A 13,831-nucleotide genomic window follows, 5' to 3' on the forward strand; every position below is an offset into this window, starting at 1 on the left:
CATCTGAGTCAGAAGTAGAATCAGAAGTAGAGTCGGCATCAGCAGTAGCATCTGAGTCAGAAGTAGAATCAGAAGTAGAGTCGGCATCAGCAGTAGCATCTGAGTCAGAAGTAGAATCAGAAGTAGCATCGGCATCAGCAGTAGCATCTGAGTCAGAAGTAGAATCAGAAGTAGCATCGGCATCAGCAGTAGCATCTGAGTCAGAAGTAGAGCAAGAATCTGCATTAGCATCAGCAGTAGAACAAGAATCTGAGTCAGAATCAGCACAAGAACAAGATTTAGAATCATTATCTAAGCTAGTGTTTATATCTAGATTTGTTCTTGGATTTATATAATCATCGTCGTCATCAAAATGGCAACTATTTTTTCTTTTACATTGAGTTTCTTCAAGCATTTTTATTAAATCTCTAAGAGAACTCATTTGATCCTTATTGTTTTTACAACAAGACTTTGGCATAGATCTATTCTCAATTATTGGTTTGCGCATATATTTCTCTCCTATATGTGTTTTTTAGTGTAGGTAGTTTTTATCTACCCATATAATATGTATATAGAATTTTGCAAAATTTGACACTCAAATTAAAGATTTAATGTAAAAAAATGGAGGATTTTCTATAAGTGATTTCAACTTATAGAAAAGTTACATAAAAGCATGTTAAATTTTTTTATTGTGTACATATAACAGTTAGTTTTCGAATAAGTTTATTGTGAGATAATTAATAATATATTTATATTTTCTCACAATAATTTTAAATAAATGAGGAAGTGATGTTTCATGTGAAATTATTTATTTAGAAGTAGTGTAAAATTAGTTTATTAGAAAAGAAATAAGTGTCCCAATTTAATAAACAAACTATAATGATGATATTAATTAATTATAAATTGGACATTAGATTAAAAAAATTATATTAAAAAGCTATATTTGAAAATTAGTTTTTAATATAAAGAATATTTATATTGACAGTAAAAAGTTTTTTTGATAAATTTCTCATAAGGGGGTAAATAGTTTAAGGGAGGGTACAATGTAAATTGTTGGAAAATTGTTAAAATTGGATGTGATTATAATCATCACTTTTATTTTTGCAAAAACGATATAGTACACGCATAAATACTTAACAGATAAAAGTACTAAAATTTCAACTAGAGTAGTAAAAGACTATTTCATAAAATGACTAAATTAAAAAATATATAGCTAAAAGTTAATCGTACATATTATTTAAATCCAGCTATATAGACATCTAAAAATTTCTAATTAAGTTTATCAATTCAGACATAATCTTAACAGACTAAATAAAATTAGTTTTCAAACATTTAAAATTAGCATATAACATCTAAGTGTATCAAACAATAATTCAAGAGTATTGTAAAATCAAAATATTATTAAGTTTATAGTTTTAAAATCAGTGTTTAAGTCAAAATGGAATCATTACATTTATTTATTATATTCAGAATATTTATACTTAATTGACACTGATGGGTATTAAAAAACGATGAAATTATAACGTTGATAGTTGGATATGTATATCCAACAAAGTTTTAAAGGGGTATCTAGTTATCTTTTATAGATACTAGTAATTTGTATATGCAATAATTAAAGTTTCATTATGTAGGGGTATGTAATGAAATTAGTCATATACAAGAAAATATTATATTAAATATTTTGGAGGGGAATATGGAAAGCGCAGTAAAAAATAAAAAGAAATATCCTTTTGGGTTTTATGTTTGTTCGTTCTCATATACATTAGAACGTATGGCATTTTATTCTTCTAAATGGTTAATCGGAATATTCATAGTTGCAGCAGTTGCAAAAGGCGGACTTGGATTAAGTGCATCGGACGGGGCTAAAATGATTGCCAATTTAGTAGCATTTACTTATGTAACTCCTATACTTGGAGGATTTGTAGCAGATAAATGGTTAAGTCCAAGATTATGTGTACCTATTGGAACAATACTTATGGGACTTGGATATATGTGTGGATGGCAAGCATCTGCTCAAACATCAATTGCACTTGTATGGGCAATGATAATACTTGTATCAATAGGTACAGGATTATTCAAAGGAAATCTATCAGGTATAAATGGTAGACTATTTGAAAATAAAGAAGACCTTGATGGTGCATTTTCTGTTCAATATTCTTTTGTTAATATAGGGTCATTTATAGGGACTACATTTGTATCTTTTATAGCTTATTCTGCAGTAGGATTTGGAGGAACATTCTTAATATGTGGATTACTTCTATTCTTAGATACAATATGGTTTATAATTGGAGGAAAAGCTTCATTTGGAGATGTTGGTAAAAAACCATTTAAGGTAAATGAAACTAATGCTACATCTGAATCAGTAGCACAAAGATCTTCTGAAGAGCCTTTAACTAAAAAAGACAAATTAAGAGTAAGTGCAATTGTATTTGTTACAGTATTCTCTATAGCATTTTGGTTAGTTTATTACTTAGCAACTCTACCAATATTATATCATTGGGGACCAGATTTTGCTGATGCTAATAAAGCTAATTGGATGATAGGAACATTTAGAGTACCATCAGCTTGGTTTGACTCATTAAATGCTCTTTCTTGTATAATTCTAGGACCAATACTAGCGATGGTTTGGAATAAACGTGCAAGATCTCCTAAAGGGGATTTAAGTATGTTCAAGAAAACTGCATTAGGTATGATATTACTAGGATTATCATTTGCAGTAATGGCATTAGCAGAAGTAGTAAGAGGCGATGGCCAAGCGAGTTTAATATGGATAGTTATGTTTGGAATATTAATGACTCTTGGTGAAATGGTATTCTCTCCACTTGGAAACTCATTTATAAGTAAATTCTCACCGGCTAAAGTGCTAGGATTAATGATGGGTATATGGCCATTTGCAGTATTTATAGCTGCTAAAGCACATGGTTATTTATATGAATTCTTATCAAAATTCTCATTTGCACCTGCATATGCTATGGTAGGAGTTGTAGTAATTGTATGTGGAATAGTACTATGGAGCTTTGATAAAAAATTAAGTAAACTTGTAGAAGATTAATATAAATAAAAACATCGGATGCTAAAAAGCATCCGATGTTTTTTTATGCTTAGAAACTATTAATTTTAATAAAGGTGTTAAAAATTTATTTTTTAAGGTTTATTTAAGATTGAGTTTAATTACAGTTAAAGTTAATCATTTAATATGTATAGTGTAAATAATAAAAACGAGGAGAGATAAAATGAAAAGAAGATTTCTAATGACAGGTTTTTTAATAGCGGCGTTAGCATTAGGGGGATGCAGCAATCTAGGAAGCAAAACTTCTGATAAAAATAAGTCAGCACAAACACAAAGTAGTAATCAAGAGCGTTCTGATGAAACAGTAATACAAGATTTAGGCGTTAAGTTTAAATTACCTACTTCTTGGGAAAAAATTGGTGTTGAAGGTGTGCTAGCAGGCGAAAATGAAATGTCATTTAGTTTCATATGTCCTGATGATGCAAAAGAAATTGCTGAACTATCTAAGCAAATGGATGAAAAGAAAGTAGCTAACAACGGGAAAAAAGACAAAGCAGATGAAGAAAAATTAATGAATTTATATATGGAAAAAATGAAAAATATAGGTTCTATATTAAGATTAAATAAAAAAGATGCTGAGAAAGTATTAAAAAGTGATGAGTATTCGAATTATAGTAAAAAAGATAAAGTTGGAGAACTAAATAACTATGTGTACTATTTTGTATATAACGAAAAAATAGATGATAGTAACTTATCAGATGCTTCAAAATCTGAAGTTAAAAATATTGAAAAATCTATAAATGAGTTTAAAAGTAGTATAAAACCAATTGATCCATCTAAAATAAAGCCTAATGCTAAAGATGAAAAAGCAAGTGAAGAGAGTATAAATGGAACTATATCTTTTAAATCAAAAACTATACAAGGGAAAAATATAGATAGTTCTATATTTAAAGAGAATAAACTTACAATGATAAATATATGGGGTACATCATGTATGCCATGCATAGATGAAATGCCAGAATTACAAGAATTATCTAAAGAAGTTAAATCTAAAGGAGTTAATGTTATTGGAGTTGTAGCAGATACGCCAGATGAAGATAATGAGGCATTAGCCAAATCAATATTAGATAAAAAAGGTGTTAAATTTGATAATGTAATACCAGATAAAGATTTACATGAGTGGATACTTAAAAATGTTAAAGGCACTCCAACTACAATATTTGTAGATAAAGACGGGAAAATAGTAAGCACAGCTTTAGTAGGAACAGCAAGTAAAGCTGAATATAATGCAAAAATAGATGAAGTTTTAAAATCTACTAAATAGGAATATTATATGAAAGAGAAATTAACAAGATATATAGTGTTAGCTATGAGTATTTGCTTTATTGCAGTAGGGTCTAGTAGAGGTGAGGTTAAAGTAGTATTAAAGAAAGCTGTTAACATATGCTTGGAGTGTATTGGAATTGGATAAAAGGAATATAACTCAATTAATAGCCACTTTACTCACAAATGCTAATTTAAAAGGATTCATTGAAAAAGGGATATATCAAGGAGATACTAAGAAATTGTGTGTTCCAGGACTTAATTGCTACTCATGTCCTGGAGCATTAGGTTCATGCCCTATAGGATCATTACAAGCTGTTTTAGGAAGTATAAAGTACAATTTTTCCTATTATATAGTAGGGTTAATGACTTTATTCGGTGTTGTATTTGGAAGATTTATATGTGGGTGGTTATGCCCATTTGGATTTATCCAAGATTTATTATACAAAGTTAAGGTAAAAAAAGTTAAAGTGAATAAAACACTAGATGGGGCTTTAAAATACCTTAAATATGTAATATTATTGGTATTTGTAATAATTTTACCTATGTTTGTAACTAATGAATTTGGATTATCAAAACCGTATTTCTGTGAATTTATATGTCCAGCAGGTACTTTAGAGGGAGGTATACCCCTAGTACTATTAAATGAATCTTTAAGAAGCACTATAGGATTTTTATATGCTTGGAAATTATTTATACTTATAGCAATCATTATATTATCTATATTTGTATATAGACCGTTTTGTAGATACCTTTGCCCATTAGGAGCATTTTATTCAATTTTTAATAAATTTAGTTTTTATAAATACAGTATTGATAAAGATAAGTGCGTAGGATGTAATGCATGTACTAAAAAATGTCATATGGAAATAGAAATTTATAAAAAGCCAAATAGTATAGATTGCGTAAGATGTGGAGAATGTGTTAAGTCATGTCCAACTAATGCTATAAAAAAAGGATTTAAACTATAATATTTAAAATAAATTGAGGCATACTTGAATTATCAGGTATGTCTTTTGTTTTACTCTACGATTCGTTTATTGAATTAAATCTTTAAGTAGTTTAAATTATTATTAAGAGGTGGGGCCGATGGATTGTAAAAAAATTGGTAATTTAATTTATCAGTTAAGAAAAGAAAAAAATATGACGCAAAAACAAATTGCTGATGAAATGAATATAAGTGATAAAACGATAAGTAAATGGGAACGAGGGCAAGGATGCCCAGATATTTCATTATTACCAGAGTTAGCACAAATATTAGGAACCAGTGTTGATGGAATTTTATCAGGGAAAATAAATTTAAACGAATTCGTAGGAGGAAATATGAACAAATTAAAATTTTATGTATGTCCACAATGTAATAATTTAATGACTGCTACAGGCGATGCTAGTATATCATGTTGTGGGAAAAAAATAGAACCATTAGAAGTTAAAAAATCAGATGATGACCATTCACTTAATATAGAACCTGTTGAAGATGAATTATTCGTAACTTCTGAACATGAGATGAATAAGGAACATTATATTTCATTTGTAGCATACGTAAGAGGTGATAGAGCACTTATCGTAAAGCAATACCCTGAATGGAATATGCAATTTAGATTCCGTAAACAAGGACATGGGAGATTATATTTTTACTGCACAAATGACGGATTATATTATCAAATAGTTTAAAACTATAAACTAGAGAAGCTCATATCAAATAAGGTATGAGTTTTTTATTTATTCTTTCAAATATGTAATGTTAATGTAAGTATGGTGTCAATTCAAATTAAAACGTATTAAGTATAATAAACTTATCATTATATGAGAAGGAGAAGTTTATGAAAAAATTTAATGCATTTCAAATAAAAGTATTATTATTAATACTTATGCTATTAGATCACTTATGGTTTGCTTTTCCAAAAGTATTTCCAGCATATATTCATGGTCTAAGCAGATGTGTTTCAGTTATGTTTGCATATTTTTTAGTTGAAGGATTTTTCTATACTAGAAGCAGAACTAAATATGGATTGAGGTTATTCGTATTTGCTGTGTTTATGAAAATTGGAAATGCAATTATAAATTTAATAGTTTCATCAAATCCTAGTGCTATGGTTGAAAATAATATTTTTGCTACGTTATTTGTAGGATTTGTTATGATAAACTTATTTGAGCTTAGTAAATCTAAAAAAGGTATAAATAAAATAGGATTAATAATTTTAGGGATCATAATAGGGTTAGTAGGATTAGTATCTACGGAAGGTGGAAATGTGGTAATACCATTCATAGTTATAGCATACTGCTTTAGAGGAAGTTTTAAAAAACAGTTCGTAGGATATGTACTTCTATCGTCACTATTATTATATACGACATTACAAGGACCTCTTGATTATGAGATGTTAATGTTTAACTCTGACTTTTTATTCATATTAGTTATACCAGTTATATTATTATATAATGGGGAAAGAGGATTAAATAATAAGTTTAGTAAATATATGTTCTATGTATTTTACCCATTACATTTATGGTTATTAGCAATTATAAGATTTATGGTATCTTAATTTTGTAATTACTAAAATTAAGAGCAATAGTATTTAATGATGAAAATGTTAAAATTAAATATATTAGTATAAATATAAAATAAGGAGCTCATATCAATTGATACAAGCTCCTTATTTTATATTAAAAAATTTGTAAAGTAACAAGGTTAAGAATAATTCATATTATGTAAATGAAGGGAGATGAAAAAAATGAATACATCTAGAAATATAAATAAAATGCAAGAAAAATGCAAAGATCTAAAAGACTTTCATGTGGTTATAGCTTTAAAAGATGGAAGTAAATTTGATGGAATAATAACAGATTCAGACGACTATGGGGTAACTATATTAGTTGGAGAGGATGTTATAGATAGTGAAGGTGAAATGACATCAAGACAAATGCCTAGAAGATATAGACGTTATAGAAGTAGAAGATTTCCGTTTGCATCGTTAGTTGGATTATCATTATTACTTTATCCATTTATTGCACCGCCTTATCCATATTAATAAATATAGCTCATATAAAAAATTATATGGGCTATATTTATTAATATGGGCCTTTAGAAAAAATATTTTAACAACGATATAATAAAATTTAATTTATTAATATATAATATTTATTAAGATTAATGATATCTACAGAAAGGATTTCATATGAAAAAGATACTTATAATAGAGGATGAAAAAAATATATCTTCATTTGTTAAAATGGAATTAGAATTTGAAGGATATACAACTCAAGTTATAGAAGATGGAAAACAAGGGTTAGATGAAGCTATAAATAAAGATTATGACTTAGTTTTACTAGATTTGATGCTTCCAAGTCTTAATGGAATAGAGATATGCAGAAGATTAAAAAAAGAAAAAAATACACCTATAATTATGTTGAGTGCAAAAGATAGTGTTATGGATAAAGTATCAGGACTTCAGATGGGAGCTGACGACTATGTAGCAAAACCATTTGCAATTGAGGAGTTATTAGCAAGAATTCAAGTTGTTTTTAGAAGAGAGAATAACTCAAGTTCTAAAATTTTAAATTTTAAAGATTTATCTATAAATACAGAATCTAGATTAGTAAAAAAAGGTGATGAAGAATTAAACTTAACTAATAAGGAATATGAACTATTATTATATCTTATGGAAAATAAAGAGAAAGTTATATCTAGGTTTAGCTTACTAGAAAGTGTATGGGGGTATAACTATGAGACAGAAACAAATGTTGTAGATGTTTATGTAAGACATTTAAGAAATAAGTTGGACACTGAAGACAAGGAAGAATATATAAAAACAGTAAGATCTATAGGGTACGTAATGAGGTCTTAATAATATTAAAATGTAAAAAACAAAACATATAACCTGATTTTCATTAGGTTACATGCTTTGTTTTTTATTTTGTTTTTAATCAAATTTTCATTTTTAGTTAATTTTATTTTAACTTTTGACAATTATAATAATATGAAGAGTAAAATAATAAGATTAAATAAAAATATAAGGAGAAGTATGTATGTCAAAAGTAGCAAAAGCAGCTGTCGGATTAATGATAGCTACACTAATAGCGAAAATTTTAGGGTTTGCAAGAGAGCTTACACTAGCTTCAGTATACGGAGCTTCTGGGACAAGCGATGCATTTTTAGTAGCTATGAATATACCCGCGGTTATATTTGCAGCAATAGGAACCTCTTTAGATACAGCGTTTATTCCTTTGTATCATGATATAAGAAAAAATGGTGGTAAAGAAGAATCAAATAAATTTACAAATAACGTATTAAATACAGTAATACTAATTTGTTTAGGGCTTTCCGTGATAGGATTAATATTTACACCTCAAATTGTAAAATTATTTGCAGTTGGATTTAAAGGAGAGGTATTTGATCAAGCTGTTTACTTTACGAGGGTCATGATACTTGGATTATCAGTTTTAGGCATGAGTTACATTATGACTGCATATTTACAGGTTAAAGATAACTTTGTAATTCCAGGATTGATGAGTGTACCAAATAATATCATAGTAATAGCTTCGATTATTTTAAGTGCAACAATAAATATACACTTACTTCCATGGGGAGCTTTACTAGGATTATCATTACAGTTTTTATTCCAATATCCCTTTGCAAGAAAAAAAGGATTTAAGTACAAGCTATTTGTGGATTTTAATGATAAGTACTTAAGAAGATTACTTTGGCTTGTAATACCTGTTTTAATAGGTGTTGCAGTAAACCAAGTAAGCATTATTGTAGACAGAACTATTGCATCTACACTTGGTGAAGGAAGTATATCTGCATTAAACTATGCTAGCAAATTAAATCAGTTTGTAATGGGTATGTTTATAGTATCAATTTCATCTGTTATTTATCCTATGTTATCTAAATTAACTACAGAAAATAATAAAGAAGAATTTTATAAGTCTATAAAAACATCTGTAAATACAGTAACTCTTTTAGTTATTCCTATATCAGCAGGAGCTATGATACTTGCTGAACCAATAGTAAAAATGCTTTTTGAAAGAGGTGAATTTGATACAAGGGCTACACAAATGACTGCTATAGCGCTTGTGTTCTACTCTATAGGGATGATAGGTTTTGGACTTAGAGATATACTTGGAAAAGTATTTTATTCACTACAAGACACAAAAACACCTATGAAAAATGCTATAATAACAATTGTCTTAAATATAGTATTAAATTTATTATTTGTAAACTTTACTAATATGGGAATAGCTGGATTAGCATTTGCAACTAGTATATCTGCTATTGTTACTATAGTATTGTTGTTTATAAGTTTAAGAAAAAAAATTGGACAATTTGGTGGTAAAGAAATTCTAATAGTTTTAATAAAGTCAATTGTATCAGCTGGATTAATGTCAGTAGTTACAATGTTTATATATAACTTTTTAGGCGGAATGCTACCAGTTGGAAAATTATATGAAACTATATCATTAGCTATATCTATAGGATGTGGAGCATTGACATATGGTATATGTATAATATTACTAAAGGTAGATGAAGTAAAATTAATTTTAGAGACTGTAAAAAACAAAATAAAAAGATAAGTAAAAAGGTATTGATGAAAATCAATACCTTTTTTTGATAAGCTTACAAATATGTAATTTTAATGATAGATAAATCAATATTAGAAAATAATAAAAAATTATATACTTAATATTGTAATAATCAAAGGAGGTTAATAAACATGACAAAAATACTTGAAGTTAGAAATTTAATGAAATCATATGGAACACAAAAAAATACACAGACTGTATTAAATGGAATAGATCTTGATATAAACAAAGGTGAGTTTGTAGGAGTAATGGGACCATCTGGGGCAGGTAAAAGTACACTTTTAAATATAGTTTCAACTATAGATACTGCAACTAGTGGAGATGTTAAAATTGAAGGGAAAAATATAACAAATTTAAATAATAAACAAATATCAAAGTTTAGAAGAGAAAGCTTAGGTTTTATATTCCAAGACTTTAACTTACTAGATACATTATCAGTAAAAGATAATATTGCACTACCTTTAGCACTTGCTCGTGCAAATGAAAAGACAATAAACAAAACTGTATTTTCAATTTCTAAAACACTAGGTATTGAAACATTACTTGATAAATATCCTTATGAAATATCAGGAGGTCAAAAACAAAGAACGGCTTGTGCAAGAGCTATAATTACAAACCCATCGTTGATATTAGCAGATGAACCAACAGGAGCACTTGATTCTAAATCATCAACAGACCTTTTAAACGCAATGACAAAGTTAAATGAAGAACAAGATGCAACGATAATGATGGTTACACACGATGCATTTGCAGCTAGTTATTGTAAGAGAGTTTTATTTATTAAAGATGGATTAATATTTAAAGAAATAAATAGAAGAGCAACAAGAAAAGAATTTTTTAAAGAAATTTTAGATGTATTATCATTGATAGGTGGTGGAGATAATGATCTTATTTAATATAGCTAAGAAGAATGTACAAAAAAATCTTAAAGGATATTTTTTATACTTTTTCTCTATAGTTTTCACAGTTGGAATATATTATGCATTTAAAAACTTACAATATAATCCAAGTATAGATGCAGCTTTATCAGCAAGTTCTAAAGCATCAGCAGCATTTAATGCCGCATCAATTGTAATAGCATTATTTTCAGTACTATTTATATGGTACTCAAATAGTTTTTTTATAAAAAAGAGGAAAAAAGAGATTGGACTATATGCATTATTAGGAATTGAAAACAAGGAGATAGGTCTTTTATTATTCTTTGAAACATTGATAATAGGAGTAGCGGCTATTGTAATTGGTATAATAGCTGGAGTAGTATTTTCTAAAATTATGTTAGGGATACTTATAAAGCTTATAACATTAAATTTAAGCATAAACTTTGCTGTTTCAATAAAAGGGATTTTTGAGACATTTGTATTATTCATATTAATATTTTTAGTTATTGCTTATCAAAGTAATAGAATAATATACAAGTTTAAGCTTATTGAATTATTTAAAGCTTCAAGCACATCTGAAAAAGCTAAAAAAGGATCAAAGTTATTAGCTATATTATCTATAGTTTTTATATTAGTTGGATATGGAGTATATCTTTCTACAACAAATGGGATAGATTTAATTCTTGGAGCATTTGTTACATTGTTTATGGTAGTTATTGGTACATTTTTATTCTTTAGCTCATTTATGTTTTTTATAATTAAAAGACAACAAAAAAATGGAGTAAATTATTACAAAGGATTAAATATGATATCAACATCTCAATTACTATATAGAATAAAAAGTAATGCAAAGATGTTATCGGTAATAGCTATACTAAGTGCTACTACATTAACTGCTATAGGGGTATCTATATCAATTTACTTTATGAGTTCCCAAGTGGTTGAACAACAGGCACCATACTCTTACACTTTATCGCTTGATAATAAAGAGTATATAAAAGAATTTGAAAAGGCTTTAGCAGATTCAAAAGATCATAAATTAGTTGATAAATTTATACTTAGTTATATAGATTTAGATTCATATAAGGAGAATTCGCATGGATTTAAAGATTCATATCAAATAATGTCTTTATCAAATTTAAATGAAATATTAAATTTAAATGGAGATAAAGAATTAGGAAGTATAAATGATAAAGAATTTATTCATGTAGATTCTGGAATGATTAAAGAATATGAAAAATCAGATATAGATTTAAACAACAATGGAAAATCTGTTAGTTTAAATCGTAAATCAAGCTTAGAGAAAAAATTATTTAACTCATTTGGTTCAGGAGACATGATTGTTGTTTCAGATAACGAATTTAAAAATTTAAAAGAAAATAATGAATTAGAACATTATTACTCATACAATATAACGAATCAAAAAGATGGAGAAGAATTCCATAAAAAAGTTTTAAAAATTACAGAAAAATATCCATCTGAAAATGAAAAAAGACCATCTTCAAGTTATGTATTTTCTTACTACAAAACTTTTAAAGATGAATTTACAACTTCAGGAGTTATGGTATTTATAGGTGTATTTGTAGGATTAGTATTCTTAGTTTGCACAGGTAGTGTAATTTTCTTCAAATTACTATCAGAAGCTCAAGATGAAGCACCTAGATACACTGTACTAAAGAAAATTGGAGTAGATGAAGATGATATCAAGTCATCTGTATATAAGCAAGTTGGATTTAACTTCTTTTTACCTTTAGTATTAGGAGGTTTACACAGTGTTGTGGCAAATTATGTTGTTTGTCATATACTTGGACAAAATTTATCGATAGTAATGCTGTGGACATTAATTCCGTATTCGATAATTTATATAATATATTATTTAATTACTTCTAAGTTCTATTTCAACATAGTAACTAAACAAAATTAGGAGGAATATTATGAAAAAAACATTGTCTATAATAATAATATCACTACTAGTATTAATAGTAGGAGGAGCTGTTGTTTCTAGAACAGTTGTATATCCAGTAAAAGATATATCTGAAATAAAATCTATATCTAAAGAATATAATATTGATCCATATTTTTTAGCAGCTATGGGAAACTTTGAATCAAAATTCGATGAAAAAGGTTATGAAAAAAATGGTAATAACGGGATATTAAGATTTAGTGATGAAACTTCAATAAAATTAGCAAATGAATTAAATATGAAGAATTTTAAGCCTAGTGACTTAGTAGATGATAAGACCAGTTTAAAGTTAGGTGCATATTACTTATCTAAATTTAAAGATGAAGGATTAAGTAAAATGGTACAAGAATGGAATGTAAGAAACAAAGTAGATGATACTATCGATAGAAGAGCATATGCTAAAGAATATTATGTTCCTAAGATTGAAAAAAATATGAAAATAATTAAAATATTATATCCAGAGATGAGTTTTTAATAAAAGCGTAGATTATTCTACGCTTTTATTTTTGAAATATACAAGTATAATAGGTATAATAAAGTTTAAATTAAACAAAATTATGATAAGTAGGAGGAGTGAGAATGTACAACGTAGAGGATCTGATATATGATTGCCCGGTTGAAGCTCTATCTAGTATCTTAGGGAAAAAATGGATACCTGCTATAATATGGAAAATTCAAGATAATAAAATAAGATTTGGAGAGCTACAAAGATCTATAGAAGGATGCAGTAAGAAAATGCTAATTCAACAACTAGAAGTATTAATAGAAAATGGAATTATAATTAATGAAAAAAATACTGATAGCAAAGTGGTTGAATCTATTTATTATTTAAGCAAATCTGGATTAAGCTTATTACCAATAATGAAACATATGATAACATGGAGTAATGAAAATCTTGAATGTGGCAAATAAAAAACCATCTCAAACTTATTGAGATGGCTTTTTTATTTATTCAGCATATGCTTTTACTTCTTCATAACACTGTAAGTCAGTGTAAAGTTCTGAAGTATATGGATTACGTTTAGTTTTTCTTACTTTATAAATCATATAAATGAATAATGCTACATTAGCAATTAAAGCAATTGAACTTATTATAAG

The 13,831-nt window shown here is 27.4% G+C and carries 15 protein-coding genes; 13 read left to right on the forward strand and 2 right to left on the reverse strand.

Annotation, left to right across the window (positions count from 1 at the left end):
• A partial coding sequence (locus tag ACRDDE_RS13035; protein WP_438627915.1) for a hypothetical protein occupies positions 1 to 487 on the reverse strand: 487 nt, incomplete at its 3' end.
• A 1,185-nt stretch (positions 488 to 1,672) separates the two neighbouring features.
• Between ACRDDE_RS13035 and ACRDDE_RS13040 the strand changes: the two genes are divergently transcribed.
• The 13 genes from ACRDDE_RS13040 (at position 1,673) to ACRDDE_RS13100 (ending at position 13,645) form a co-directional block, all read left to right on the forward strand.
• A complete protein-coding gene (locus ACRDDE_RS13040; protein WP_438627917.1) occupies positions 1,673 to 3,031 on the forward strand; it encodes a peptide MFS transporter in 1,359 nt (452 codons plus the stop codon).
• A 181-nt stretch (positions 3,032 to 3,212) separates the two neighbouring features.
• On the forward strand, positions 3,213 to 4,313 hold the full coding sequence (locus ACRDDE_RS13045; RefSeq protein WP_438627919.1) for a TlpA family protein disulfide reductase: 1,101 nt from the start codon (positions 3,213 to 3,215) through the stop codon (positions 4,311 to 4,313).
• A 9-nt stretch (positions 4,314 to 4,322) separates the two neighbouring features.
• On the forward strand, positions 4,323 to 4,460 hold the full coding sequence (locus ACRDDE_RS13050) for a CD1871A family CXXC motif-containing protein (RefSeq protein ID WP_093430353.1): 138 nt from the start codon (positions 4,323 to 4,325) through the stop codon (positions 4,458 to 4,460).
• Positions 4,453 to 5,283, forward strand: coding sequence for a 4Fe-4S binding protein (locus ACRDDE_RS13055; RefSeq protein ID WP_438627921.1), 831 nt, complete (start codon positions 4,453 to 4,455; stop codon positions 5,281 to 5,283). Before ACRDDE_RS13050 ends, ACRDDE_RS13055 begins: the two co-directional genes overlap by 8 nt.
• 118 nt (positions 5,284 to 5,401) lie before the next feature.
• A complete protein-coding gene (locus ACRDDE_RS13060; RefSeq protein ID WP_438627923.1) occupies positions 5,402 to 5,986 on the forward strand; it encodes a helix-turn-helix domain-containing protein in 585 nt (194 codons plus the stop codon).
• A 149-nt stretch (positions 5,987 to 6,135) separates the two neighbouring features.
• Complete coding sequence (locus ACRDDE_RS13065) at positions 6,136 to 6,855, forward strand: TraX family protein (protein ID WP_438627925.1); 720 nt, start codon at positions 6,136 to 6,138, stop codon at positions 6,853 to 6,855.
• A 189-nt stretch (positions 6,856 to 7,044) separates the two neighbouring features.
• Complete coding sequence (locus tag ACRDDE_RS13070; protein ID WP_438627927.1) at positions 7,045 to 7,341, forward strand: hypothetical protein; 297 nt, start codon at positions 7,045 to 7,047, stop codon at positions 7,339 to 7,341.
• Between the two features lie 147 nt (positions 7,342 to 7,488).
• Positions 7,489 to 8,157 (forward strand): response regulator transcription factor, encoded by a 669-nt coding sequence (locus tag ACRDDE_RS13075; protein WP_438627929.1) that lies wholly within the window; start codon positions 7,489 to 7,491, stop codon positions 8,155 to 8,157.
• Between the two features lie 181 nt (positions 8,158 to 8,338).
• Positions 8,339 to 9,883, forward strand: coding sequence for a murein biosynthesis integral membrane protein MurJ (murJ, locus tag ACRDDE_RS13080; protein ID WP_438627931.1), 1,545 nt, complete (start codon positions 8,339 to 8,341; stop codon positions 9,881 to 9,883).
• A 140-nt stretch (positions 9,884 to 10,023) separates the two neighbouring features.
• Positions 10,024 to 10,788, forward strand: coding sequence for an ABC transporter ATP-binding protein (locus ACRDDE_RS13085; RefSeq protein ID WP_438627933.1), 765 nt, complete (start codon positions 10,024 to 10,026; stop codon positions 10,786 to 10,788).
• Complete coding sequence (locus tag ACRDDE_RS13090) at positions 10,775 to 12,694, forward strand: ABC transporter permease (protein WP_438627935.1); 1,920 nt, start codon at positions 10,775 to 10,777, stop codon at positions 12,692 to 12,694. Before ACRDDE_RS13085 ends, ACRDDE_RS13090 begins: the two co-directional genes overlap by 14 nt.
• Before the next feature lie 10 nt (positions 12,695 to 12,704).
• Positions 12,705 to 13,208 carry a transglycosylase SLT domain-containing protein gene (locus ACRDDE_RS13095; RefSeq protein WP_438627937.1) on the forward strand — a complete coding sequence of 168 codons (504 nt, stop codon included), beginning with the start codon at positions 12,705 to 12,707 and terminating at the stop codon, positions 13,206 to 13,208.
• Positions 13,209 to 13,312: 104 nt separating this feature from the next.
• Positions 13,313 to 13,645 carry a winged helix-turn-helix transcriptional regulator gene (locus ACRDDE_RS13100; protein WP_438627939.1) on the forward strand — a complete coding sequence of 111 codons (333 nt, stop codon included), beginning with the start codon at positions 13,313 to 13,315 and terminating at the stop codon, positions 13,643 to 13,645.
• Between the two features lie 36 nt (positions 13,646 to 13,681).
• Here ACRDDE_RS13100 and ACRDDE_RS13105 read toward each other — a convergent pair whose 3' ends face one another.
• Positions 13,682 to 13,828, reverse strand: coding sequence for a DUF5692 family protein (locus ACRDDE_RS13105; RefSeq protein ID WP_438627941.1), 147 nt, complete (start codon positions 13,826 to 13,828; stop codon positions 13,682 to 13,684).
• Between the last annotated feature and the right edge of the window lie 3 nt (positions 13,829 to 13,831).

The organism is Paraclostridium sp. (genome assembly GCF_051656405.1).
GTDB lineage: Bacteria > Bacillota > Clostridia > Peptostreptococcales > Peptostreptococcaceae > Paraclostridium.

Bases quoted from the DNA above. Each gene is read 5' to 3' on its own strand.
- ACRDDE_RS13040 (WP_438627917.1), top strand. From the start codon at position 1,673: ATGGAAAGCGCAGTAAAAAATAAAAAGAAATATCCTTTTGGGTTTTAT.
- ACRDDE_RS13045 (WP_438627919.1), top strand. From the start codon at position 3,213: ATGAAAAGAAGATTTCTAATGACAGGTTTTTTAATAGCGGCGTTAGCA.
- ACRDDE_RS13050 (WP_093430353.1), top strand. From the start codon at position 4,323: ATGAAAGAGAAATTAACAAGATATATAGTGTTAGCTATGAGTATTTGC.
- ACRDDE_RS13060 (WP_438627923.1), top strand. From the start codon at position 5,402: ATGGATTGTAAAAAAATTGGTAATTTAATTTATCAGTTAAGAAAAGAA.
- ACRDDE_RS13065 (WP_438627925.1), top strand. From the start codon at position 6,136: ATGAAAAAATTTAATGCATTTCAAATAAAAGTATTATTATTAATACTT.
- ACRDDE_RS13070 (WP_438627927.1), top strand. From the start codon at position 7,045: ATGAATACATCTAGAAATATAAATAAAATGCAAGAAAAATGCAAAGAT.
- ACRDDE_RS13075 (WP_438627929.1), top strand. From the start codon at position 7,489: ATGAAAAAGATACTTATAATAGAGGATGAAAAAAATATATCTTCATTT.
- murJ (WP_438627931.1), top strand. From the start codon at position 8,339: ATGTCAAAAGTAGCAAAAGCAGCTGTCGGATTAATGATAGCTACACTA.
- ACRDDE_RS13085 (WP_438627933.1), top strand. From the start codon at position 10,024: ATGACAAAAATACTTGAAGTTAGAAATTTAATGAAATCATATGGAACA.
- ACRDDE_RS13090 (WP_438627935.1), top strand. From the start codon at position 10,775: ATGATCTTATTTAATATAGCTAAGAAGAATGTACAAAAAAATCTTAAA.
- ACRDDE_RS13095 (WP_438627937.1), top strand. From the start codon at position 12,705: ATGAAAAAAACATTGTCTATAATAATAATATCACTACTAGTATTAATA.
- ACRDDE_RS13100 (WP_438627939.1), top strand. From the start codon at position 13,313: ATGTACAACGTAGAGGATCTGATATATGATTGCCCGGTTGAAGCTCTA.